Source organism: Novosphingobium sp. FG137, from assembly GCF_057809735.1.
Map to the genome: position 1 here is coordinate 198952 of NZ_JBMDKN010000008.1, position 20732 is coordinate 219683.

Genomic DNA, 20732 nt, shown 5'->3' on the forward strand with positions numbered 1-20732 from the left:
CCCGTGATGCCGTGCTGAACAGGATTTTGTCGTGACTGTGCTCGATATCGCTCCCCTCCATCGCATCCGCCAGATCGTGCTGGTGCGCTATATCCTCGCCAGCGTGGGGGCGCTGGCGGTGGATATGGGCACGTTCCTCGCGCTGCTCTCCGCCGGCGTTCCGCCCGTCGCTGCTTCGGCGCTGGGCTATGGCATCGGCATCATGGTCCACTGGATCCTGTCGAGCCGGAAGGTCTTTGCCGATCAGGTGGCGGAGGGCGGGATCGCGCGCACCAGGCAGAAGGCGATGTTCGTCGTTTCGGCGCTGATCGGGCTTGGCGTGACCACCCTTATCGTCGGCGGGGCCAGCGCGGCAGGTCTCGATCCCCGTGCTGCCAAGCTTTGCGCCATCGTCGTCAGCTTTGCGGTGACCTGGCTCCTGCGCAAGCGCGTGGTGTTCCGCTGATGGCAACGCTTTATGCCGGGGGCGAGGCCGCCTCGTTGCAGACCGCTTCCGTCACCGATCCCGCCAAGGGTCCATACCGGCGCGTCCTGATCACCTGGGCGCTGCTGGCGGTGACGATGATTCTCATCAACTTCCGGCTCATCGCCATGCTGCGCTTCGGCGATCCCGATGACGCGCTGCGCCTGCTGCAGGTGCGCGATCTGCTCGCGGGGCAATCGTGGTTCGATGTCCACCAGTACCGCATCGCCGCCCCCGAAGGCGTCGCGATGCATTGGTCGCGGCTGGTCGACATTCCTATCGCCGCCATGATTCTGTTGCTGCGTCCGCTGCTGGGAACGGCTGGCGCTGAATTCGCCACGGTGATCGCGGTGCCGCTGCTCACGCTGCTTTGCGCCATGGCGCTGCTGGGCCGCCTTGCCGCACGCTGGTTCAACGACGAAGTCGTGGCGCTTGCGTGCCTGATGATCGGCCTTTCGCCGACGGTGCTGTGCCAGTTCACGCCAATGCGCATCGATCACCATGGCTGGCAGATCGTGCTCGCGCTCGTGGCGTTGAGCGGGCTCCACGCGAAAGACGCGCTGAAGGGCGGCGCGGTGATCGGCGCCGCGCTCGCGGCCTTGCTGGCAATCTCGATCGAGGGTCTGCCACTGACGGCGCTGTTCCTCGGTATCTGTGCGCTGCGCGGCCTGCGTGCCCCCGCCGCCCGGTTCGACTGGTTCTGCACCGCCAGCATGAGCCTTGCACTTTCAAGCGTGGCGATCTTCCTCGGCACACGCGGTACCTATGATCTGATCACGCATTGCGACGCCATTTCGCCGGTTCACCTTGCGCTGCTCGCGTGGGTTGCGGCCGGCGCTGCGGCGCTGCGCTTCGCCACGCCGCGCACGCTGGTCGGGCAGCTCGCTGGCCTCGCCGTGATGGGGGCAGGCGCTGCGGTGATCATGTTCGGTGTCGCGCCCGAATGCCGTGGCGGTGCCTTCGTGATGCTCGATCCGCTGGTCAAGCGCTACTGGTACGATTCGGTCGCTGAAGGCATGCCCTTCTGGCACACCAGCGCCCCGATGGCGGCGGCGATCCTCATGGGGCCGCTGGTCGGGGTCTACGGCACGTTCCGTCTCTGGCGCGAAGCCAAGGACGCACCGACGCGGCTGCTGTGGCTCGATCACATGCTGCTGCTTGCGGGTGCCTGGCTGATCGGCGTGGTGGTGGCGCGCGCTTCGGCAACCGCGCTGGTCTTTGCCGCCGTGCCTTCAGCGGCGCTGATCCTCGGCTGGGTCTACCGTCTGCGCAGCGTGGCGATCCTTCCGCGCCTTGGCGGTTATGCGCTGGTGGTCTCGCTTCTGGCGCCTGGGCTTCCTGTGGTTGTGGCGATGGGGGCGGTCAATCCGGCTTCGGCCAATTCGGCATCCGGCACCACGGTCCAGTCGATCGCCGGGATCAAGGTCGGCGCGATCGGGATGTCGAAGTGCCGCTATGACCTCGCCGGCGCCGCGCTCAACAAGATGCCTGCAACCGACATTTTCGCCCCGCTCGATATCGGGCCGGACCTCATCGTGAATTCGCACGCCCGCGTGGTGGCAACCGGCCATCACCGCGGGGCGGCTGGCATGCACGATGTGATCGCCGCCTTCATTGCACCCGAAACGGAAGCCCATGCCATTGTGCGCAAACGCCATACGACGCTGATCGCGGTCTGCCCGGATATCTACGAGCCGGCCGTCTATGCCACCCGCGCCCCGAACGGCCTGATGGCACAACTGCTCGATGGCAAGGCGCCCGCATGGCTCCAGCCGGTAGACATCGCTCCCGGATCGCACATCCGGTTCTGGAAAGTGCTGAACTAGGGTCCAAACTCAATCAGGGCGCGTTCGAGGTTTGTGGCAAAACGGCTCAGTGCAAGGAGGAAAGGCGCAGGGATATGTCGATATCTCAAGCCTTTCCGACGCAGCAATGGGCCGTTTTGGTCAAACCCCTGCGGGGCGCCCAAATGGCTTCCATCTCGGCCAAACCGGCCCTTGCAAAGGCAACCAGCCTTCGCGGCGGGCCGCTTCGGCCGATATGTTCGCCATTTGGGCGCCTCGAACGCGCCCTGATTGAGTTTGGACCCTAGGCCGGTTCGCGCAGCGTGACCCACACCGGCGCATGGTCGCTGGCCTTCTCGCGCCCGCGATAGGCCTTGTCGACGCCAGCCCCCACCAGCCGGTCGGCCAGTTCGGGCGAAAGCAGTGCGTGATCGATGCGGAACCCGTGATCGCGCTGCCACGCCCCGGCCTGATAATCCCAGAAAGTCCACAGGCCGCCGCGCGGATGGTGGAGATCGAGCGCGTCGGTCCAGCCGTCGTTGAGCAGACGGCGATAGGCATCGCGCGATTCCGGCTGCATCAGCGCATCGCTCGCCATCGCGCGGGTATCCCACACGTCCTTGTCCTCCGGGATCACGTTGTAATCCCCGATCACCAGCGCGGGCACTTCCTCCGCCGCGATCTCGGCCATGCGCGCGCGCAGCCGCTCCATCCAGCGCAGCTTGTAGTCGAACTTCGGCCCCGGTTGGGGATTGCCGTTGGGCAGGTAGATGCACACCACGCGCAGCCCGAAGACATCGGCCTCAAGATAGCGCGAATGCTCGTCCTCAGGCTCTCCGGCCAGGCCGCGCTGCACTTCCACCGGCTTGGTGCCGTCAGCCAGAATGGCAACGCCGTTGAAGCCTTTCTGGCCGTGCCAGATCGCGTGATAGCCGATCTTCTCGAACTCGGCGGCGGGGAAGTCCGCGTCCTGGGTCTTGATCTCCTGCAGGCAGGCGACAGATGGCCGGGTTTCCTCCAACCATTCCAGCAGGCGCGGCAGTCGCGCCTTGATCCCGTTTATGTTGAACGAAGCGACTTTGATACTCACACCGAAAAGCTCGAACCGCAGCCGCAGCCTGAGGCCGCCTGCGGATTGGTGACGCGGAAGGCAGCGCCGCCGAGCGATTCGACATATTCCACCGTCGCGCCCGCGATTAGTTCAAGGCTCATCGGATCGACGAGGAGCCGCACGCCATCGGTCTCACTCACGAGATCGTCGGCCTCGGGCTCGTCCCCCATCTCGAACTTGTACTGAAAGCCCGAACAGCCGCCGCCTTCGACCGCGAGGCGCAGCACGGCGGGGCGGTTCTGCTTCGCAGCAATCGCGGCGATGCGCGCCGCTGCGCTGGGGGCGAGCGTGACGCTGCCCGAAAGTGCGGAATCCTGGATAAGCGTGGTCATGACTCCAAGATAGGGCAGGGCGGCCCCACTCTCAAGCTATGCCGTCTGGATATACTCGCGCAGGGCCTCGGCCTCGGCCTCGATCCGGTCGATGCGGAACTTCACGAGGTCGCCAATCGAGACGAAGCCGACCATCTTGCCGTTGTCGAGCACCGGCAGGTGGCGAACACGGCGGCGAGTCATCAGCGCCAGCGCTTCGAGCGCGCTGTGATCGGGTGAGACCGAGATGACCGGCGCGGTCATCACATCGCGGACCCGCATCTGCAGCGCCGTGCCGCCGTGAAGCTTGAGAGCATAAAGCACGTCGCGTTCGGAAAAGATCCCGGCCACCTCGTTTCCGGCATCGGTGACCGGCAAGGCCCCGATGCGGCGTGAGGCGAGGGTTTCGACAGCGTCGGCAACGAGGTCGTCGGCATGGCAGTGCCATACCTCTCCCGAACGGCCGGCGATCAGCAGCGCGATCGACATGGCATCCTCCTTCTCCCCTTTCGGGAGATCCCACTTCTCCGGCAAGTCGTTCCAAAGCTTGCCGATTCGCAGATCATGCCACCAAAGGGCAGGCGGGGAAAGCGATTGCCTTGGCGGGGCAAGCGGCGCATGAAACCGGCCATGGCCAACCCCGTTCGCCCTTCTCCGCTCGATGATCCGGATTACGCCCAATTCGCGTGGGGCCGCTATTTCCGTGTCATGCGCTGGATGGGGCTCCTGACCCTGGCGGTCATGGCGGCAGCTGCCTTCTACCTCTACGAGGCTGTCGGCCTCGTCTCGATCCACCTCTATATCGCGGCCATGCTCGGCATCGGCTTCACGATGATGCTGATGGCCGCGCTGATGGGCCTCGTGTTCCTGTCCAGCGGCACCGGCCATGATGAGGCGGTGGACAACGGCCTCGAGCAGCATGTCGATGAGTGGTGGAAATGAAGGTCACTCGGGCGGCGTAAGGCGATAGTCCTCGACTGGCACCCCGCCGATCACGTGCTCCTGAATGATCCGCTCCAGCACTTCCGGCGTGCAGGAATGGTACCAGACGTTGTCCGGATAGACGAGCGCGACCGGCCCCGCCGCGCAGACGCGCAGGCAGCCGACCTTGTTGCGCAGCACGCCCTGCGGCCCGCCGAGCTTGAGTTCGCCCAGCCGCTTCTTGAGGAAGTTCCACGCGGCATCGCCCGCTTCGCGCGGGGCGCACTTGTCCTTATCGGGACCGGCGCAGAGCAGGATGTGCCGCTGCGGGGCAAAACCGCCCAGCCCGGCCACAGCCTGCCGCGCCAGCGTGACCTCATCAGGCTTCACCGGATCAACCACGCATCGAGCCTTTCGCGAAGGGCGGGGTCGATCGACTGCGGCCGCTCGCCATCGGTGAATACGATGGTGACCTGCGCCGTCGCCACCGGACGGCCATCCTGCAGCAGCAATTGCCGGAGGCTCCAACTGCTGCGCCCGCCGGGCAGCGCGCCGACGCGGCATTCGAGGCCCGCCGGGTAATAGGCCTGCGCCAGATAGTCGATCGTCACGTTGGCGACCATGAAGCGCGCGCCATCGGTGTTCTTCGGCATTCCGACTGCCGTGATGAAGCGCAGCCGCGCATCCTCGAACACTGCGGCCATCGCCACGTTGTTGATGTGCCCGTTGGGATCGAGATCGGCAAACCGTGTGGTGACGGCATTGCCGAAAGGGTAGCGCGCGGGATCGAGCAGCGCGGGATCAGGTCTGGCCATGGCGGCGCCCTAGCATAGCCGAATGGGCGGGATCAGCCCTTCTTGCCCACAATCCGCGCAATTTCCGCTGCGACCAGCTTCTCAACCATCGGCGGCAGGTTCTTGTCGAGCCATTCGGCCAGCGCCGGGCGCAGCATTTCGCGCACCAGGCTTTCAAGCGAGGTTTCGCCCGAACGGACGATCTGCGGCGACGCGCCGGGTGCGGAGAGCATTGCCAGTGCGGCGAGCGAATCGCGCATCGAAGCGGTGGCCTCTTCCGCGATCAGCGGTGCGTCGTCATCGTCTTCCGCCTCGACCGATGCGCCGCGATCCTCGTTCAGGATCTGCGCCGCAACGACGCTGAGATCGAGCACGTCGGCCGGGAATGACGCCGGGCGACCTTCGCCGCGCACAGCCGATCGGGCAGAAACGCGCGTCGATTGCGCCGGAGCTGGGGCCAGAGCCGGTTCCGGCGCTGCGTCGCGGCGGTTTCGCTCACGCGCTGCTTCAGCGCGGTTGTCGCGCGCGATCACCTTCTTGATCGACTCGAGAATTTCCTCGACCGAAGGTTCCGAAGCCTGACGCATGCTTATCCCCACACAATCTACCAGCTGGTCATCAATCTGGCCGGCCCAGCCTGAACGAATCAGGCGCCCCCGGGCGGCCCTGTACCATCAAGGAACAGGCTGTGGAGGAATTGTTGCAGTTTGGGCCGGAGTGTCAACCGTCCGAGTGGCCTTGGGCAGTGTCGGGGAATCGAGCGCCCAATCGAACACCCGCCCGCGCACGCGGCGATAGTTCGCCTCGGGATCGTAGAGCGAGGCCGGATCGAAGCCGAGATCGGTGGCCTGCGCCTTGCCCATCGCGGCGAGCAGATTGAAGGCCGCGACATAGGCATTGCGGCGTGCTGCCACGAGACCCACTTGTGCGCGCAGCAGTTCCTGCTCGGCATCGAGGATGTTGAGGATCGTGCGGTTGCCCACGGTGTTTTCCGCGCGCACGCCCTCAAGGCTCAATGCCGCGGCATCGACTGCGGTCTGGTTGAGCGTGATGACGTCGTTCGCTGCGCGCCACTGCGTATAGGCAGAGCGGACATTGGCGATGACCTGCCGCTCGGTCGAGATCTCCTGCTCCTCGGTCGCGCTCGCCGTGGCCTGGGCCCGGCGCTGCTGTGCAGCAGGCAGCCCGCCCTGAAACAGCGGGATCGAGGCGCGCACGCCGGCCTGCGCCGTCGTCTGGCTCTGGACGAAATTGCCACCGACCGCGCCGCCGCCCAGCGAGTTGAAGTAGGTCGAATATTCACCCGAGGTATAGAGCGAGATCGTCGGCAGGCGGCCTGCACCCGCGGCCTTGGCGTCATAGCCGGCCGCCTTTGTGCGCTGGCGCGCCGCTTCGAGATCGGGGTTGTTGTCGAGCGCGGTCTGCACGGCTTCGTCCGGCGTCGCGGGCAGTCCGGCGAGCGGTGGTGGCGGCTGGAGATCTGCCGGGGCCAGCCCGACAACCTGCACATAGCGTTCGCGGCTGGCCACCAGTGCGGCCTCTGCGCTGCGCAGATCGGCGCGCGCCAGGGCGAGGCGCGAATTGGACTGCGCCACGTCGGTGCGGGTCACATCGCCGATCTCGAAGCGGTCGCTGGTCGCCTTGAGGTTGACCTCGAGCACCTGCACATTGTTGCGATTAAGCCCCACGGTTGCGGCATCACGGATCACGTCCATGTAGGCCGCGACGACCTGGCTGAACACGCCCGCCTCGGTGCCGCGCAGGCTTGCCTGCCCGGCTTCGACGCGGATCTTGGCGGCGGCGAGCGAATTGCGCACCGAACCGCCCGAATAGATCGGCACGCTGAGCGAGGGATCGACGGTCAGCAGCCGCTTCGGTGCGATGAAGCTGTTGGGCCCGACCTTGAGAAACTCGGTATAGGTTGCCGTACCCGTAAGGCTCGGCAGGCCGGGTGCCCGGGCGATCGGCACGCCTTCGTCGGTCGCGCGCTGGTTGGCGCGGGCGGCGGCAAGATCGGGGTTGGTGGCATAGGCAGCGGCCAGCGCGCCCTGCAGGTCGTCGGCGTGAACTGGCGTCGCGGCGGCGGCGATGGCGAGCGCTGCCAGCGCAGGGCCAGCCTTCAGCCGACGTATCAGGGGCCAATTGGCCGTGGAACGAATCATGAGGTTCAGAAGCTCCACTTCGGGCGAGGCGCAAATGCGGCAAGCGGCGCAAAGTCGGCCTCGGCCAGAACGGTCAGTACGAGGGCGCCGCCGACCTTGCGGCCAAGCGCCAGACGGGTCACGCCCCGCTCCACCACGCCGGTGACAAGGCGGCCGTCCGCCGAAACCACATCGGCCAGCGCGGCAGGCAGTTCCTCGATCGCGCCGTCAACCAGCACCAGCGTATGTGCGCCAGCCTTGGCCCATTCGCCCGTGGTAGCCACGAGCGTGACCTTTGCGGCCAGCTTCCCCGCGAGCGCGGCGAGATAGCCGCCGGGGTTGCCGATCACGAGCACGCTGTCGTCAGCCGCCGGCTCCGCAGCGGTCAGCATCTGGCCGTAAGTCAGCGCTGGGGACAGCACCTCGCCGACGCCTAGCGCCACGGCGCGATCGGCATAGGCCACCGCGCGGCGTGCTTCGGGCACGAAGTCCTCACGCGGCACGGCCAGGAACGCGGCGAGAATGGCCGGATCGTTGATACCGCTCACGCGCAGCTGGCTATCGATCATCGCGCGGCGTGCGGTCTCACCGCCGGCATCTGCAATGTTCGCGCGCTCTTCCACTACCGTCATGAATTCCCTCACTTGCGGGGCCAGACTGCGTGGCCGCTGGGGCCGGTGCAATCCTGACCGTGGGCCGCGCCTTGCGCTGCGGCCAAATCCATCGAACTCTTGATTACAGGCCCTTAGAATATCGTCCACGGCGCGCCAAGCGCTTTGCATGACGCTGGTCGATGGCTAAACGGCGGTTCATCGATTACGCCCGCGCGCTGCGGGCAGAAACCAGCGGAAGGACCCGGCGATGCCAGGGATGACAACGACGATGACGACGATCCGGGAGGAAGACCTCATCGAGAGCGTGGCCGACGCGCTGCAATACATCAGCTATTTCCATCCGATGGACTACATCCGCGCGCTGGGTGAAGCCTACAAGGCCGAACAAGGGCCTGCCGCCAAGGATGCGATCGCCCAGATCCTGACGAACAGCCGCATGTGTGCCGAAGGGCACCGGCCGATCTGCCAGGACACCGGCATCGTCAATGTCTTCATCAAGTGGGGTCAGGACTGCCGGCTGGAAAGCGACAAGAGCCTGCAGGATGTCGTCGATGAAGGCGTGCGCCGCGCCTATCTCGATCCCGACAACAAGCTGCGCGCCTCGGTCCTCGCCGATCCCGCGTTCACCCGCCGTAACACGCGCGACAATACCCCGTGTGTGCTTCATGTCGAGATGGTGAAGGGCCACACGGTCTCGGTCGATGTCGCGGCCAAGGGCGGCGGCAGCGAGAACAAGTCGAAGTTCAAGATGATGAACCCCAGCGATTCGATCGTCGACTGGGTGGTCGAGATGCTGCCGCAGATGGGCGCGGGCTGGTGCCCGCCGGGCATGCTCGGCATCGGCATCGGCGGCACTGCGGAGCATTGCATGCTGCTGGCCAAGCAGGCGCTGATGGAGCCGATCGACATGGCGCAACTGAAGCTGCGCGGGCCGCAAAATGATATCGAGGCCCTGCGCATCGATATCTTCGACAAGGTCAACGCGCTGGGCATCGGTGCCCAGGGCCTTGGCGGGCTTTCGACGATCCTCGACGTCAAGATCATGGATGCGCCGTGCCATGCTGCGGGCAAGCCGGTGGCGATGATCCCCAATTGCGCTGCCACGCGCCACGCCCACTTCACGCTCGATGGTTCGGGCCCTGCGTTCCTCGAAGCGCCCAAGCTCGATGAATGGCCCGACGTGCACTGGACGCCCGATGCAGCGGCCAAGCGCGTCAATCTCGACACCCTGACGGCGGAAGAGGTGCAGAGCTGGAAGCAGGGCGACCGCTTGCTGCTCAATGGCAAGATGCTTACCGGCCGCGATGCCGCGCACAAGCGCATTGCCGACATGCTCGCCAAGGGCGAGGAACTGCCGGTCGATTTCAAGGGCCGCGTGATCTATTACGTCGGTCCTGTCGATCCCGTGCGCGAGGAAGTGGTCGGCCCCGCCGGCCCCACCACCGCGACACGCATGGACAAGTTCTCCGACACGATGCTCAACCTCGGCCTGCTTGCCTCTGTCGGCAAGGCGGAGCGCGGCGTGGCGGCGACCGAATCCATCGCGAAGCACAAGTCCGCCTATCTCATGGCGGTCGGCGGTGCGGCCTATCTCGTCAGCCGCGCGATCAAGCAGTCGAAGGTGGTCGGCTTTGCCGATCTCGGCATGGAAGCGATTTATGAATTCACCGTGGAGGACATGCCGGTGACGGTCGCGGTCGATTCGACCGGGCAGAACGTGCACCAGCTTGCCCCGCTCGTGTGGAAGAAGAAGATTGCGGAAGAAGGCTTGCTCCCGGCCTGATCCATCGACCAACGGTTGACTGCGCTCGACTGTCCGGCTGGCGCTGGCCGGGCAGTTGGGCGTAAGAGTGACCGAATGGCCAGTGTTCCCGCCGATATTGCTGCCGAGAGACCGCACGTGCCCGCGCGCGCCGTGCTGCTGTCTGCGGCGGCACTGTGGCTGACCTATTTCCTGCTGATTACCCTGCGCGGGATCGTGGTCGATCTCGGCGAGTTCAACGAATTGCTCTGGCGCCGCGCGGTCGTCACGCTCGCGGGCATTGCGATCACGGTGATGGCATGGCCGGTGCTGCGCCGGTTCGACGGGCGCAGCAACGGGGTGCGAATCGGTGCGGCGCTGATCATCATGCTCCCCGCGGCCCTGGCCCTCGCGGCAATCAACCAGCAGTGCTTCGCGCCGGTCGAGAAAAAGCTGATCGAGCGTGAAGCCCGCGCGGCGCAAGCGCAGGCCGAGGCGGCGGCCAAGGCGATCCGCGCCGGGCAGGGTGCGGTGCCCGGCGATGCGCCGTCGGACGTGCCGTTGCCGAGTGTACGTGTCCGGCACGATGTTTCGGGCAACGTCCTGATCGACGTCGCCGATCCGCCGCAGGCCTTTCCCGCACCCTTGCCGCCCCCCGAACCGCCTGCGCCTCCGGCACCGCCAGTCTCTCCGCGCTCCGCAAAGGCACCGCCGGTGCCATCCCCGGAAGCCAGTGAGGAGCCGGGCAGCGGGGACGACGGCGACGAAGAAGCCGTGATCACCGCGCCCGGCGGCGTTTCGATCATCAAGCGCAGCGATGGCAGCGCCGAAGTGCGCGTCGGGCCTCGGCGGATCACCACCGATGCCGATCATGCCGATGAACTCGCCGACGAACTGGCGCAGGCCCAGCGCGAAGTTGCCCAGGCGCAGCGCGAGATGGAGCGTGCGCGGAGCGAGGCGGAGTTCTCGGTCGCGCAGTCGCGCCTTGCCGGTATCAGCGCGGTGCGCTGGAACGTGCTGCGCGGCCTCGCCGATGCGGGTCTGATCGAAGAGAAGGACGTACCGCCCGCCCCCGCTGGTCCAGTCGGTGAAGCGGTGAAGGAAGTTCGCGCGCGCGGCGCAAAGGAACACAAGGCGCGCGCCAGCAAGCCCCGGCCTCCCGTGCATCATGCGGCGACCCGGCCCCCGGCAAAGGCTGCCCCCGCAGCCGTGCCGTCACCAGTCCCATCACCTGCGCCAATCGTGAGTGCATCGCCAGCCCCGGCTCCCGCTCCCGCCGCCACCGACGGTGATACCCAGATGCACAGCGCGATCATCAGCAAGATGATCGAGGACGAGGGCCTGTGGAAGCAGCTCACCGATGTGGCGCTTGGCCGCTATTTCCTGCTGATCGCCTGGGCTGGCCTCTATATCGCACTCGGCAATGCCGAGATGGCGCGCGCTTCGGAGCGGCGCGAAGGTGAATACAAGCGCGCGGCCAAGGCAGCAGAGCTGCGGAGCTTGCGCTATCAGGTCAATCCGCACTTCCTCTTCAACACGCTCAATTCGCTGTCCGCGCTGGTGATGGTCGGCCGCAGCGAACAGGCGGAGAAGATGATCCAGACGATCTCCAGCTTTTATCGCCACAGCCTTGCCGGCGATCCCACGGCGGATGTGCCGCTGGCCGATGAGATTGCGCTGCAGCGCCACTATCTGGAAATCGAGGCCGTGCGCTTCCCGGAGCGGCTGGTGTGCGAATTCGACGTGCCGCAGGAGCTTGAGAGCGCCTGCGTGCCAGGCATGATTCTGCAGCCGCTGGTCGAGAATTCGATCAAGTACGGCGTCTCGGCAAGCACTCGCCCTGTCACCATCCGCATCGCCGCGCAGGAAGCGGGCGGCAAGCTCGTGCTGACCGTTGCGGACGACGGCCCGGGCAAGACCGGCGCGAACGCGGGCACCGGCATCGGGCTCGAGAACGTGCGCAACCGGCTGGCGGCGCGCTTCGGTGATGAGGCGCGGGTGGAAAGCGGGGCGCTGCCTGCGGGCGGCTATGCCACCGTGCTGACGATCCCGCTGGTGCGGTCGATCTGCGATTGAGGATGGAGACCGGGGGACAGATGCCTATGCCGCCAATGAAGACCCTGATCGTCGATGATGAGCCGCTCGCGGTGGAGCGCATGCAGATCCTCTGCGCGCGCATCCCGGCGCTGCACGTGGTCGGCACCGCGAGCGACGGCGCGGCGGCGCTGCGTTTGTGCGAAGCGCTTGGCCCCGAACTCGTGCTGCTCGACATGACGATGCCCGAAGTCGATGGCCTCGGCGTGGCGCGCGGGCTCGTGCGGATGTCGCCGCGCCCTGCGGTGATCTTTGTGACCGCGCACGATCACTTCGCGGTCGAGGCGTTCGATTGTGATGCGGTGGACTATGTCCTCAAGCCCGTCGCGCAGGACCGGCTCGAACGCGCGGTCGAGCGCGCCCTCGCCCGCCGCGATACCGCTGCACCCGCCGAGGCGGCTCCGGCGGAAAGCCCGTGGATCGAGGAGTTCTGGGTACCCCATCGCAGCGAGCTGATCCGCATTGCCGCGGGCGATATCGACCGCATCGATGCGGAGCGCGACTATGTGCGGCTGCATGTCGGAACCCGCAGCTATCTTTTGCTGCACACCATTCAGCGGCTGGAAGACCGCCTCGACCCCGAACGCTTCATCCGCCTCCACCGCTCGACAATCGTGCGGCGGGATCGGATCGCGGGGCTGAAGCACGATGGGCTGGGCGTGTGGTCGGCGCAGCTGGTTGACGGCGAACTGCTGCGAATTGGTCGGACCTATCTGGCGAAAGCCAAGGCGATGGCGGGGCGTTAGACCATCAACCTTTCCGGTACACCCCGGAAAAGGTCACGTTCACTCCGCCGCAGTGATCTCCATCGTCAGTAACAAGCAAGTATGGCCCGAGCAGCCGGAACTGCGCCTGGCAATCGTAGCCATCATCGGAATTGAACGGGAACGCGCGCTGCCAGTCCAGTCGTTCGGTGCCATCTTCCAGCACGCCGCCCCAGGCACCACTTGGGACAAAAATGCCTTCCAACTCCCCGTCGTGGATCCCGCCATTCCTGACACGCACGGGATCTTTCATTCCCCAAACGGCAAAGCCTTTCACGCGCAAGCGGCCGGTCCTGCCGATCGCTTCGATAACGATATTCGCCTCGGAATCGCGGGACCATCCGCCAATCCATGCCGACAGCGGAGGCGTTGCCTGAGCTGCAACAGGTTCAAGCGCTTCCGATTCGATCGCGCCATAACTGTGCTGCCCCTTTGCCGTAACAAACTCGACGGCGGTGAACCCACCGCCCGATTGCCACGCCAAAAGGATGTCTCCGGGCAGCACATAGCCGCTTCGGCGACATTTTTGCGTCAATGCCGGGCAGCCCGGTGTTTCACCCATCCGGTAGAAAAAGCTCCTTTCACCGGGCTTTACTTGCACCAAACGGGCATCAGCGAACCTGCTGTGCTGATCCACCTTCCCGGCGGCTGCCAAATTGGTCGTCGCTGCCAGCCCGAGCGCGAGGATGGTCGCTGCAATAGGCTTTCTCATGTCCGCTCCAATCTAAGCCCTCGGCGCAATCCGGCGATAGCTGAGTGCCTCGGCCACATGCACCCGGCCCACCGTATCCGCCCCGGCCAGATCCGCAATCGTGCGCGCCACGCGCAGCATGCGGGTGTAGCCGCGCGCCGATAGCCGCATCGCTTCGGCCGCCTGCGCCAGCAGCTTGCGCCCCGGCTCGTCAGGCGTAGCGTACTGTTCGAGGAGATCGCCTTCCAGCTCGGCATTTGTGCGCCGTCCGCTGCCGTCGAGTCGCGCGGTCTGTACCCGCCGTGCCGCCGCCACACGCGCGGCTACCGCGTCCGAGCCTTCCGCAGGCGGCGGCAGGGCCAGATCGGCGGCGGAAACAGGGTCCACCTCGACATGCAAGTCGATCCGGTCGAGCAGCGGCCCCGAAACCTTGGACTGGTAATCCCCCGCACAGCGCGGCGCGCGGCTGCAGCCCAGCGCCGGATCGCCGAGATGCCCGCAGCGGCACGGGTTCATCGCCGCAATCAGCTGCACCCGCGCCGGGAAGGTTACATGCGCATTGGCCCTTGCGACGGTGACTTCGCCCGTTTCCAGCGGCTGGCGCAGCGAATCGAGCACCGCGCGCTGGAATTCGGGCAGCTCATCGAGGAACAGCACGCCAAGGTGCGCGAGGCTCACTTCGCCGGGACGCACCTTCAACCCGCCACCCGTTAGCGCGGCCATCGAGGCGGAATGGTGCGGGCTGCGGAAAGGCCGCGCGCGGCTGATTCGCCCTTCCTCCAACAGCCCAGCGACCGAGGCGACGAGCGAGGTTTCCAGCGCTTCGGTCGGCGTGAGTTCGGGCAGAATCCCGGGCAGGCACGAGGCCATCAGCGATTTGCCCGCACCTGGAGGCCCGATCATCAGCAGGTTGTGTTAGGTGTGGGCACTTAAACCTGGGCAAGGCCCGCCTATATGGGATACTATGCGCGCCATCCTTTACTCTCGTTGGTCATCGCTTGAGCAGAACGGCACCACTTCTGCCCCACGCCAAGCAGAAGCCACAGATGCATTCGCGCGGCGTCAGGGTTGGGCAGTAGTTGAGCGCCTGTCGGATGAAGGTCAGTCCGCCTGGACTGGGGCAAACATCACAACAGGCCAGCTGGGAAGTCTGATAACCCGGCTCGAACCAGATCACGGGCAAGGTCTCGTGCTTGTGGTCGAGAGACTCGACAGATTGTCACGGCAAGCGCCCTTGATCATGGCTGGATGGGTGCAACGGGCCTGCGCCACGGGGCTTACAATCGCCACTGCAGACGGTGCACACATCATCGACCGGGAACGGCTGGAACGCGATCAAATGACCGTTCTCGCAATGATTTTCGAGTCGTTCAGGGGATACTCTGAGTCGCAAGCGAAGTCGGAACGCGTCGCAGATGCGTGGGAGCGGAAGCGGCGCAGAGGTGCCGCCATGACACGCCGTTGTCCCGCCTGGCTCTCCATTCCGCAAGGTGCAACCTCGTATCGCTCGCCTATGAACGGCGTGCATGGCTTCGTGCCCATCGCAGACCGAGCGGCGATTGTAGAGCGGATATTCCAAATGGCGGCGCAGGGGATAGGTGCGGCCACGATAGCAGCTCAGTTGAACCGTGAGGGCGTGGAACCCTGGGCGGGTGGTAAGGGGTGGTATGCGAGCTACGTCAGGAAGATCACTCGGAATCCTGCTGTAATCGGTGAGTTCCAGCCGCACACGAAGCCACGCGGCGGCAAACGCATGCCAGCTGGCGTTCCAATACCCGATTACTTCCCGGCTGTGGTTTCTGTCGAGCTCTTCGAGCGCGTGAACGACGTCCGCCGGATGCGTGTTGTCGCTGAGCAGTCGGCGAATCGGCTGGTGAACTTGTTCGGCGGTCTTGCGCATTGCGGTAGGTGCGGAGGCACCATGAGCTACGTTGGTAAGGGCTATGACATTCTTGCGAACGGCCAGAAGGTGCCCAGGCGTTACCTTAGATGCTCAAGCAACCATCGCTCTGCGGGCTGCGACAACCGGAATTCATATTCATATGATGTGGTCGAAGATGCTGTCCTCACGAAGCTGCTGCATCTCGCTATGGACCCACAGGTCTTTACTGAAGGCAGTGGCGTAAGCGCTCTGGAAGCAAAGCTTTCTGATGCTAAACGTCGGTTGACGCAGGCGGAACGACAACAGAATTTTGCCTTTGGTCTTCTAGAAGAAGACCCTGACGATATCCTCGCCGCCACTCGATACCGAGAACGCAAGACGGAGGCAAAACAAGCAAGGGACGCAGTCAAGCAGATTGCCGACGAGCTTACCAACCTGCAGCGTGCAGTCTCGCCCGAGGAGCACATTGCCAATATCCGTGAAGTTCGCTCGCTGCTGGTCAGCGAAGACGAGGGATTGCGCTACCAGGCAAGGTCCCGCGTGAAATTGGCCTTGAACGACTTGATCGCATCAATTGTGTTCGAAGGAAGAAGGAAGCGGTTTGCGGTCCGGCTTGTAGATGGAGTCCGCGTCCTCGCATTTGGTGATCTCGGCAGCTGTGGCCTTGACGTTGATTGGATCGAATTGGGTTACAAACCCGACGCAATGAATGCGAGGGTCGTTGCGGACTACGTCACGCGAAGGGAAGCCGTTGAAGACCATAGCAGGCTACCGCTTAGGCCTACATGATGTGGCGCGGCCTGCCGTGGCCACTTGGTCGATAGCCTTTATGCCATATATGATCGGCATGACTAACTGCCCGAGAAGCGTGCGGCAATTGAACTCTTCACCGATCAAATGGAGCACTTGATCAGGTTCTTTAGTGACCTGCTGGCTTTGAGTTTTTGAGTTAAGATATTGCAAAATAAGTAAAAATCTTTGTTGTTGTGCGAGCTGAAGCCAGCGCGCCGCAAGTTCATATTCCCCCTGCCTGTGAAGGATCGCGCTCTTCAGCGAGCGACAAGTGAGGGGCGATGACGTCTAGCACTTACACTTGAATCCGGAACAGGTGCGCCAGCTCGTCTGGTTAGCGGAAACGGAAATGGTCCGGACCAGAACTGGATTGTGTTTAAATAGGAGTTATAGCTATGAGTATTGATGCTGATTTCATCGCCATCCCCACGGATTCTTGGGGGGATGCGTCCTCTACCTGGTTGAATCTTGGTGACTTCAACTTTGCCGCGAACCGTTGGCGGGGGGAGCGGTTTCCGATGGAGCCTGACCTTGTTATGGCCATCACGAGGCTGCTTGTGGTCAGGGGTGGCCGTGCCAGCGCCGTCCGGCAGGTTCACCGGAACGGCAGAAAGACCCGTCTGGCTGTTCGGCTTTATCTGCCTGACTAAGCCAATATAGCTACTTTGCACTAGCCCCTTCTGTGGGCTCTCCCGCAGAAGGGGCCGTCTGTGCGAGGCCCCGCTCCTTGGCGAATGTGCCCCTTCAAACTGCGCTATCGCGACATACATCCGCTAAATGGAAACGATCCTCGATCCAGCCCACGTGGTGGCACGGTTTGATGCATGGGCTGACTGGTTCGGCCGAGATGAGTTGCGCGCGCTCGTGTGCGAGGTCTCACGTATATTGGCTGCCGTTGGGGACGCTCGTTTTCCCGCCCACGAACCGGAACTTTTCAGTGCGCTATGCCAACCCGAATGGCTAGCGTCCGTGGCAAAGTCCGAGGCCTACTTGCGCCGCCTGGTCACCCAAGCGCGTGGGAACGTGGGCCGCGCACCCGCCAAGCTAGAGGATATCGATCCGCTCTTCGCGGCCATTTGGAATGTATTTGACCTGCCTAAAGCCGCTGATGAAGAGTTTGTCCAAAGTCTGGCAGATGCTTGCCGGGCGGGCGAGCCTCATGTGAGCCAATGTGGCATTAGGGCGCTCAAGCTCAAGAAGCGCAAACAAGGCCCCAGACACGATGACATGCGCTGGCGGCTGGTTGCCGCGACAGCGCACAGGTTCATCTTTCCTGACTCGTACTGGCGCTCGCGTGGCGAGTACAATGAACACTTCCGCAGGGATTGTGTGCTGAGGGCCGCGATCCGCGCGATCGTCAGTGAGATGGGCATCTCTATCTCCGAGTCTTCCGTTTCGAGCTTCTTGGTGGCCCATCGCAAATCCCTGACGCTGGACGCTGAGGGTAGCTTGATCGGCACACGGGAACTGCGCAGGGCATCCGATAGCGACATCGACCCGTCTCTGTTTGGGTTGGATCAAATTACTGATATTAAAGCGCTTTAGATTGAAGCTGTGGGGTTGGCGGCCGTCCACGGGAAGAATGTAACCTCATGCAACACCTTGGTACTGCATGGAGGTTCAACAATGACTTGCCCCGATATTATGGCCCATAGCTTTGCGTTGCTCAGGATCACGCAGGTGATGCAGGCTACTTCGCTGTCGCGGGGTAGCATCTATCGCCGCGTGCGTGCTGGGACCTTCCCGGCTCCCGTTGCGATCAGTGCTCGCCGCGTCGCTTGGCGAGCCGCCGAGATTGAGGCTTGGTCTGCCGCGCTTCGTAAACAGGCCCTGAAGTAGGCAGATGCTTGCGTGGGATGGCTTAGCCACAGGGCTTCCTAACTAAAGCTCGGCCCCTACGCAGTCTAAAACGCCCTGCCTCCCCCACCGCAAATGGAGACATCAATGACCGACTCCGACGATTCGGAGCGCTTCTTTGCGCCCGACGAAGACGACATGCCCATTGGCATCGGCGCCGATGCTGCAGAAGAAGACGAGCGCGAGCCCTACAGCGAGGTGCAGGACCGCCCCATCCGCGAACGCGTTGCGCAGGGGCGGGCAACTGGTACGAACGCTGCTGGCGGGATCGTGCCCTTTCCGCCGGCGAAGTCCGGTCAGGACGCTATCGCCGCCTTGCCCTACAGCGAAACGAAGAGGGTCGCCTACCTCAAGAGTGCGGGCTACCGGGAGAGCGCTCACGCCTACCGTGATGCCGAGGGCGATATCATCCTTGTCATTGCCCAGTACCGCAAGGACGGCGAAGCCAAGCAGGTGCGCCCGCTGCGGTACCTGGGCAAGAGCACGAAAACCGGAGAGGATGTCTACTGGTGGACTGGCATCCCCGGCACGCGCCCGCTGTACGGCTTGGATCATCTCGCTCAGCGGCCCGCCGCGCCTGTGCTCTGCGTAGAGGGCGAGAAGACCGCTGACGCCGCGCGGGCGCTCTTCCCCGATCACGTGGTCATAACCTGGCCTGGCGGGGCCGGGCGGGGCGCGGTTGATCGCGTGGACGTGAGCGATCTGGCGGGCCGCGAGCTTGTCGGTTGGCCGGACCAGGACCTAATCGGCCGGGCCGGAATGCGGCGCTTCCTTGCACGTGCCCTAGAGGCTGGGGCTACGAGCGCTGGCATGGTGATGGTGCCTGACGACTTTCCGCCGAAGTGGGACCTTGCCGACCCTGCGCCTGCCAGCTTTGCAGGGCCTGACGCGCTGCGGGACCTGGTCCGGGCCGCTCGGCCCATCAACAAGGCCGAAGCCGCGAAGTTGCTAGCGAACCCGCGCAAGGCGGCAGAGAAGCGCCGCCTGCTCGGCCTGTCTGTGGGCTACAGCAAGGTGGAGCCTGGCGCGGTCGAGACTGCGCTCGGCATGCTCGACCCTGACGAGTCGGGCTTGTGGTTCCGCGTGCTGCGGTGCCTGTTCTACGCGTTTGGGCGGGAAGTGGGCCTTGCGCTGGCCGACGCCTGGTCGCAGCGTGGCGACAAGTACAAGGCCGGTGAGGTGGCGCTGCTGTTTGACAAGTTCGCCGTTGAGGAAGACTTCTCAGCGAAGACACTCTTCTGGTTGTTCAAGAAAGCGGAGCGCGCGGCCTTCGAGACTGCGCAGGCAGGTAAGACCCTCAATGAACAGCTCGACCTGGGTGCCTTCGCCCTGGCACACATCGAGGACATGAACTGCGAGCATGCCGTTGTTACGCGTGGCGGCAAGACCGTGGTGATGTGGGAGTACTTTGACCAGCGCTTTGATCGCTATTCGACCGAGTATCTGCCCAAGCAGGCCTTTGTGGATCGCCATGTGGCCACGTTTCCGGGCGAGTCGGCCAAGGGCAAGCCGACCAGGCATGCACGTGGCTACCACTGGTTCCACGATGGGCGGCGGCAGCAGTTCGACCGCGTTGTCTTCCTGCCGGGGCAGAAGGCTGAATGGCGCACCCTGAACGCTTGGCGCGGGTTCACCGTCGAGCCTGCCGATGACCCGAGCGGGTGGGCGCTGCTGAAGGCCCACCTGCGGGAAAACGTCTGCCAAGGAAACGATCAGGCCTATGCATACCTGCTCGACTGGCTGGCCGCATGTGTGCAGTGGCTGGACAGGCCGCTGGGCGTGGCGCTGGTGCTGACCGGGCACAAGGGCGCGGGCAAGAGCATTATTATCCAGTTCCTAGCGCACCTGTTCGGCGAGGCGGCCTTTGTGACCTCCCTTGCCGACGACGTGCTGGGCAAGTTCAATGCCCGGCTGGAGCATACCCTGCTGCTCGGCCTGGAAGAGGCGGTGGCGGCTAACAGCCGCGCGCAGGATGGCGCGCTGAAGGACTTGATCACCCGGAACACCTTGCGCCTGGAAGACAAGTTCTTCTCTAACTGGACCGCCCCGAACCGCCTGCGGCTTATTATGACCTCCAACAACGACTTTGTCGTGCGTGCCGACGCGCGGGAGCGCCGTTACTTCGTGCTTGAGGTGGCGAACCCGCACCAGGACGACGCCGAGGCGCGCCGCAAGTACTTCGGCGAGATGGTCGAGCAAATGGAAACCGGCGGCTACGAGGCGATGCTGGGCGAGCTGCTGGGCCGGAACATAAGCCGGTGGAACCCGGAAAAGATTCCGGAAACGGAAGCCTTGCGGCAACAGAAGATGCTGAACCTGTCCAACGACCCCATGGCCGCCTGGTGGTACTCTCGCCTGGAAGACGGGGTGAACGTGCTGTCTGGCGAAGGCGAAACGGATCTCTACCCCTGGCACCCCATCGAGGTGACCTGGGTTCCGGTTGCCGACCTTGCCAGGGACTACCGGGCTTTTGCCCGCGCCCACGGGCACAGGGCAGACGACCGCCGCCTTAAGGCCAAGCTGGCCCGGTATATGCCACCGGACTTCGAGTCGAAGACGCGCCGCAACGAGGCAGATGTAAACAAGGCTGCTGTACGCATGTACCCCATCCCGCCCAGGGCGGAGTGCATTCGGCGGTTTGCCCTTGCCACCGGTTACGAGGTCGGCATCTCGACCGACGAGGCGTCCGAGGAATAGGGTGGCAGTGAGCTGGCTGTTACGTTGTTACGTTAGAGACCCCTAATTCGAATCCTTTCGTAAAGAAAGGAAAAG

Annotated in this window: 20 protein-coding genes and 1 pseudogene; 11 read left to right on the forward strand and 10 right to left on the reverse strand. The window is 64.3% G+C overall.

Going from position 1 to position 20732, the window contains the following annotated elements; translation table 11 throughout:
• Window positions 1-31: 31 nt before the first annotated feature.
• On the forward strand, window positions 32-445 hold the full coding sequence (locus tag ACODS2_RS20485; protein ID WP_421836429.1) for a GtrA family protein: 414 nt from the start codon (window positions 32-34) through the stop codon (window positions 443-445).
• The gene (locus ACODS2_RS20490; RefSeq protein ID WP_489000414.1) at window positions 445-2289 is read left to right on the forward strand and encodes a hypothetical protein; all 1845 of its coding nucleotides are present in this window, start codon (window positions 445-447) and stop codon (window positions 2287-2289) included. Before ACODS2_RS20485 ends, ACODS2_RS20490 begins: the two co-directional genes overlap by 1 nt.
• A 262-nt stretch (window positions 2290-2551) precedes the next feature.
• Here ACODS2_RS20490 and xth read toward each other — a convergent pair whose 3' ends face one another.
• The 3 genes from xth to ACODS2_RS20505 are packed head-to-tail and all read right to left on the reverse strand — an operon-like array spanning window position 2552 to window position 4158.
• A complete protein-coding gene (xth, locus tag ACODS2_RS20495) occupies window positions 2552-3331 on the reverse strand; it encodes an exodeoxyribonuclease III (RefSeq protein ID WP_489000444.1) in 780 nt (259 codons plus the stop codon).
• A 2-nt stretch (window positions 3332-3333) separates the two neighbouring features.
• Window positions 3334-3690, reverse strand: coding sequence for an iron-sulfur cluster insertion protein ErpA (gene erpA / locus ACODS2_RS20500; RefSeq protein ID WP_421836427.1), 357 nt, complete (start codon window positions 3688-3690; stop codon window positions 3334-3336).
• 36 nt (window positions 3691-3726) lie between these two features.
• Window positions 3727-4158, reverse strand: coding sequence for a CBS domain-containing protein (locus tag ACODS2_RS20505; protein ID WP_298174289.1), 432 nt, complete (start codon window positions 4156-4158; stop codon window positions 3727-3729).
• A 141-nt stretch (window positions 4159-4299) separates the two neighbouring features.
• On the opposite strand from ACODS2_RS20505, the gene ACODS2_RS20510 reads away from it, so the two are divergent.
• Window positions 4300-4611, forward strand: coding sequence for a hypothetical protein (locus ACODS2_RS20510; protein WP_298174287.1), 312 nt, complete (start codon window positions 4300-4302; stop codon window positions 4609-4611).
• Window positions 4612-4614: 3 nt separating this feature from the next.
• Here ACODS2_RS20510 and ACODS2_RS20515 read toward each other — a convergent pair whose 3' ends face one another.
• From ACODS2_RS20515 to ACODS2_RS20535, 5 genes are all read right to left on the reverse strand, one after another.
• Complete coding sequence (locus ACODS2_RS20515; RefSeq protein WP_298174285.1) at window positions 4615-4992, reverse strand: (2Fe-2S) ferredoxin domain-containing protein; 378 nt, start codon at window positions 4990-4992, stop codon at window positions 4615-4617.
• Window positions 4977-5405, reverse strand: coding sequence for an acyl-CoA thioesterase (locus ACODS2_RS20520; RefSeq protein WP_489000415.1), 429 nt, complete (start codon window positions 5403-5405; stop codon window positions 4977-4979). Before ACODS2_RS20520 ends, ACODS2_RS20515 begins: the two co-directional genes overlap by 16 nt.
• Window positions 5406-5437: 32 nt before the next feature.
• The gene (locus tag ACODS2_RS20525) at window positions 5438-5971 is read right to left on the reverse strand and encodes a DUF2497 domain-containing protein (RefSeq protein ID WP_489000416.1); all 534 of its coding nucleotides are present in this window, start codon (window positions 5969-5971) and stop codon (window positions 5438-5440) included.
• Between the two features lie 87 nt (window positions 5972-6058).
• A complete protein-coding gene (locus ACODS2_RS20530; protein ID WP_298174278.1) occupies window positions 6059-7546 on the reverse strand; it encodes a TolC family outer membrane protein in 1488 nt (495 codons plus the stop codon).
• 5 nt (window positions 7547-7551) lie between these two features.
• Entirely contained in the window at window positions 7552-8157 is a 606-nt protein-coding gene (locus ACODS2_RS20535; protein WP_489000417.1) for a protein-L-isoaspartate O-methyltransferase family protein, read from the reverse strand.
• Window positions 8158-8407: 250 nt separating this feature from the next.
• Between ACODS2_RS20535 and ACODS2_RS20540 the strand changes: the two genes are divergently transcribed.
• The 3 genes from ACODS2_RS20540 (at window position 8408) to ACODS2_RS20550 (ending at window position 12720) form a co-directional block, all read left to right on the forward strand.
• The gene (locus ACODS2_RS20540; RefSeq protein WP_298174412.1) at window positions 8408-9922 is read left to right on the forward strand and encodes a fumarate hydratase; all 1515 of its coding nucleotides are present in this window, start codon (window positions 8408-8410) and stop codon (window positions 9920-9922) included.
• Between the two features lie 75 nt (window positions 9923-9997).
• The gene (locus ACODS2_RS20545; protein WP_489000418.1) at window positions 9998-11956 is read left to right on the forward strand and encodes a sensor histidine kinase; all 1959 of its coding nucleotides are present in this window, start codon (window positions 9998-10000) and stop codon (window positions 11954-11956) included.
• A 35-nt stretch (window positions 11957-11991) separates the two neighbouring features.
• The gene (locus tag ACODS2_RS20550) at window positions 11992-12720 is read left to right on the forward strand and encodes a LytR/AlgR family response regulator transcription factor (RefSeq protein WP_489000419.1); all 729 of its coding nucleotides are present in this window, start codon (window positions 11992-11994) and stop codon (window positions 12718-12720) included.
• A 4-nt stretch (window positions 12721-12724) separates the two neighbouring features.
• Here the strand turns inward: ACODS2_RS20550 and ACODS2_RS20555 are convergent, their stop codons facing one another.
• Both ACODS2_RS20555 and ACODS2_RS20560 read right to left on the reverse strand, forming a co-directional pair.
• A complete protein-coding gene (locus tag ACODS2_RS20555) occupies window positions 12725-13450 on the reverse strand; it encodes a hypothetical protein (protein WP_489000420.1) in 726 nt (241 codons plus the stop codon).
• A 12-nt stretch (window positions 13451-13462) separates the two neighbouring features.
• Window positions 13463-14344: pseudogene (locus tag ACODS2_RS20560) on the reverse strand (YifB family Mg chelatase-like AAA ATPase); the annotation flags it as partial.
• 49 nt (window positions 14345-14393) lie between these two features.
• Here ACODS2_RS20560 and ACODS2_RS20565 point away from each other — a divergent pair.
• The 5 genes from ACODS2_RS20565 (at window position 14394) to ACODS2_RS20585 (ending at window position 20657) form a co-directional block, all read left to right on the forward strand.
• Window positions 14394-16100, forward strand: coding sequence for a recombinase family protein (locus tag ACODS2_RS20565; protein ID WP_489000421.1), 1707 nt, complete (start codon window positions 14394-14396; stop codon window positions 16098-16100).
• A 398-nt stretch (window positions 16101-16498) separates the two neighbouring features.
• On the forward strand, window positions 16499-16753 hold the full coding sequence (locus tag ACODS2_RS20570; protein ID WP_489000422.1) for a hypothetical protein: 255 nt from the start codon (window positions 16499-16501) through the stop codon (window positions 16751-16753).
• 127 nt (window positions 16754-16880) lie between these two features.
• On the forward strand, window positions 16881-17648 hold the full coding sequence (locus ACODS2_RS20575; RefSeq protein WP_489000423.1) for a hypothetical protein: 768 nt from the start codon (window positions 16881-16883) through the stop codon (window positions 17646-17648).
• Window positions 17649-17747: 99 nt separating this feature from the next.
• A complete protein-coding gene (locus ACODS2_RS20580; RefSeq protein ID WP_489000445.1) occupies window positions 17748-17942 on the forward strand; it encodes a helix-turn-helix transcriptional regulator in 195 nt (64 codons plus the stop codon).
• Window positions 17943-18047: 105 nt separating this feature from the next.
• On the forward strand, window positions 18048-20657 hold the full coding sequence (locus ACODS2_RS20585) for a DUF5906 domain-containing protein (protein ID WP_489000424.1): 2610 nt from the start codon (window positions 18048-18050) through the stop codon (window positions 20655-20657).
• The last annotated feature ends 75 nt before the right edge of the window (window positions 20658-20732 follow it).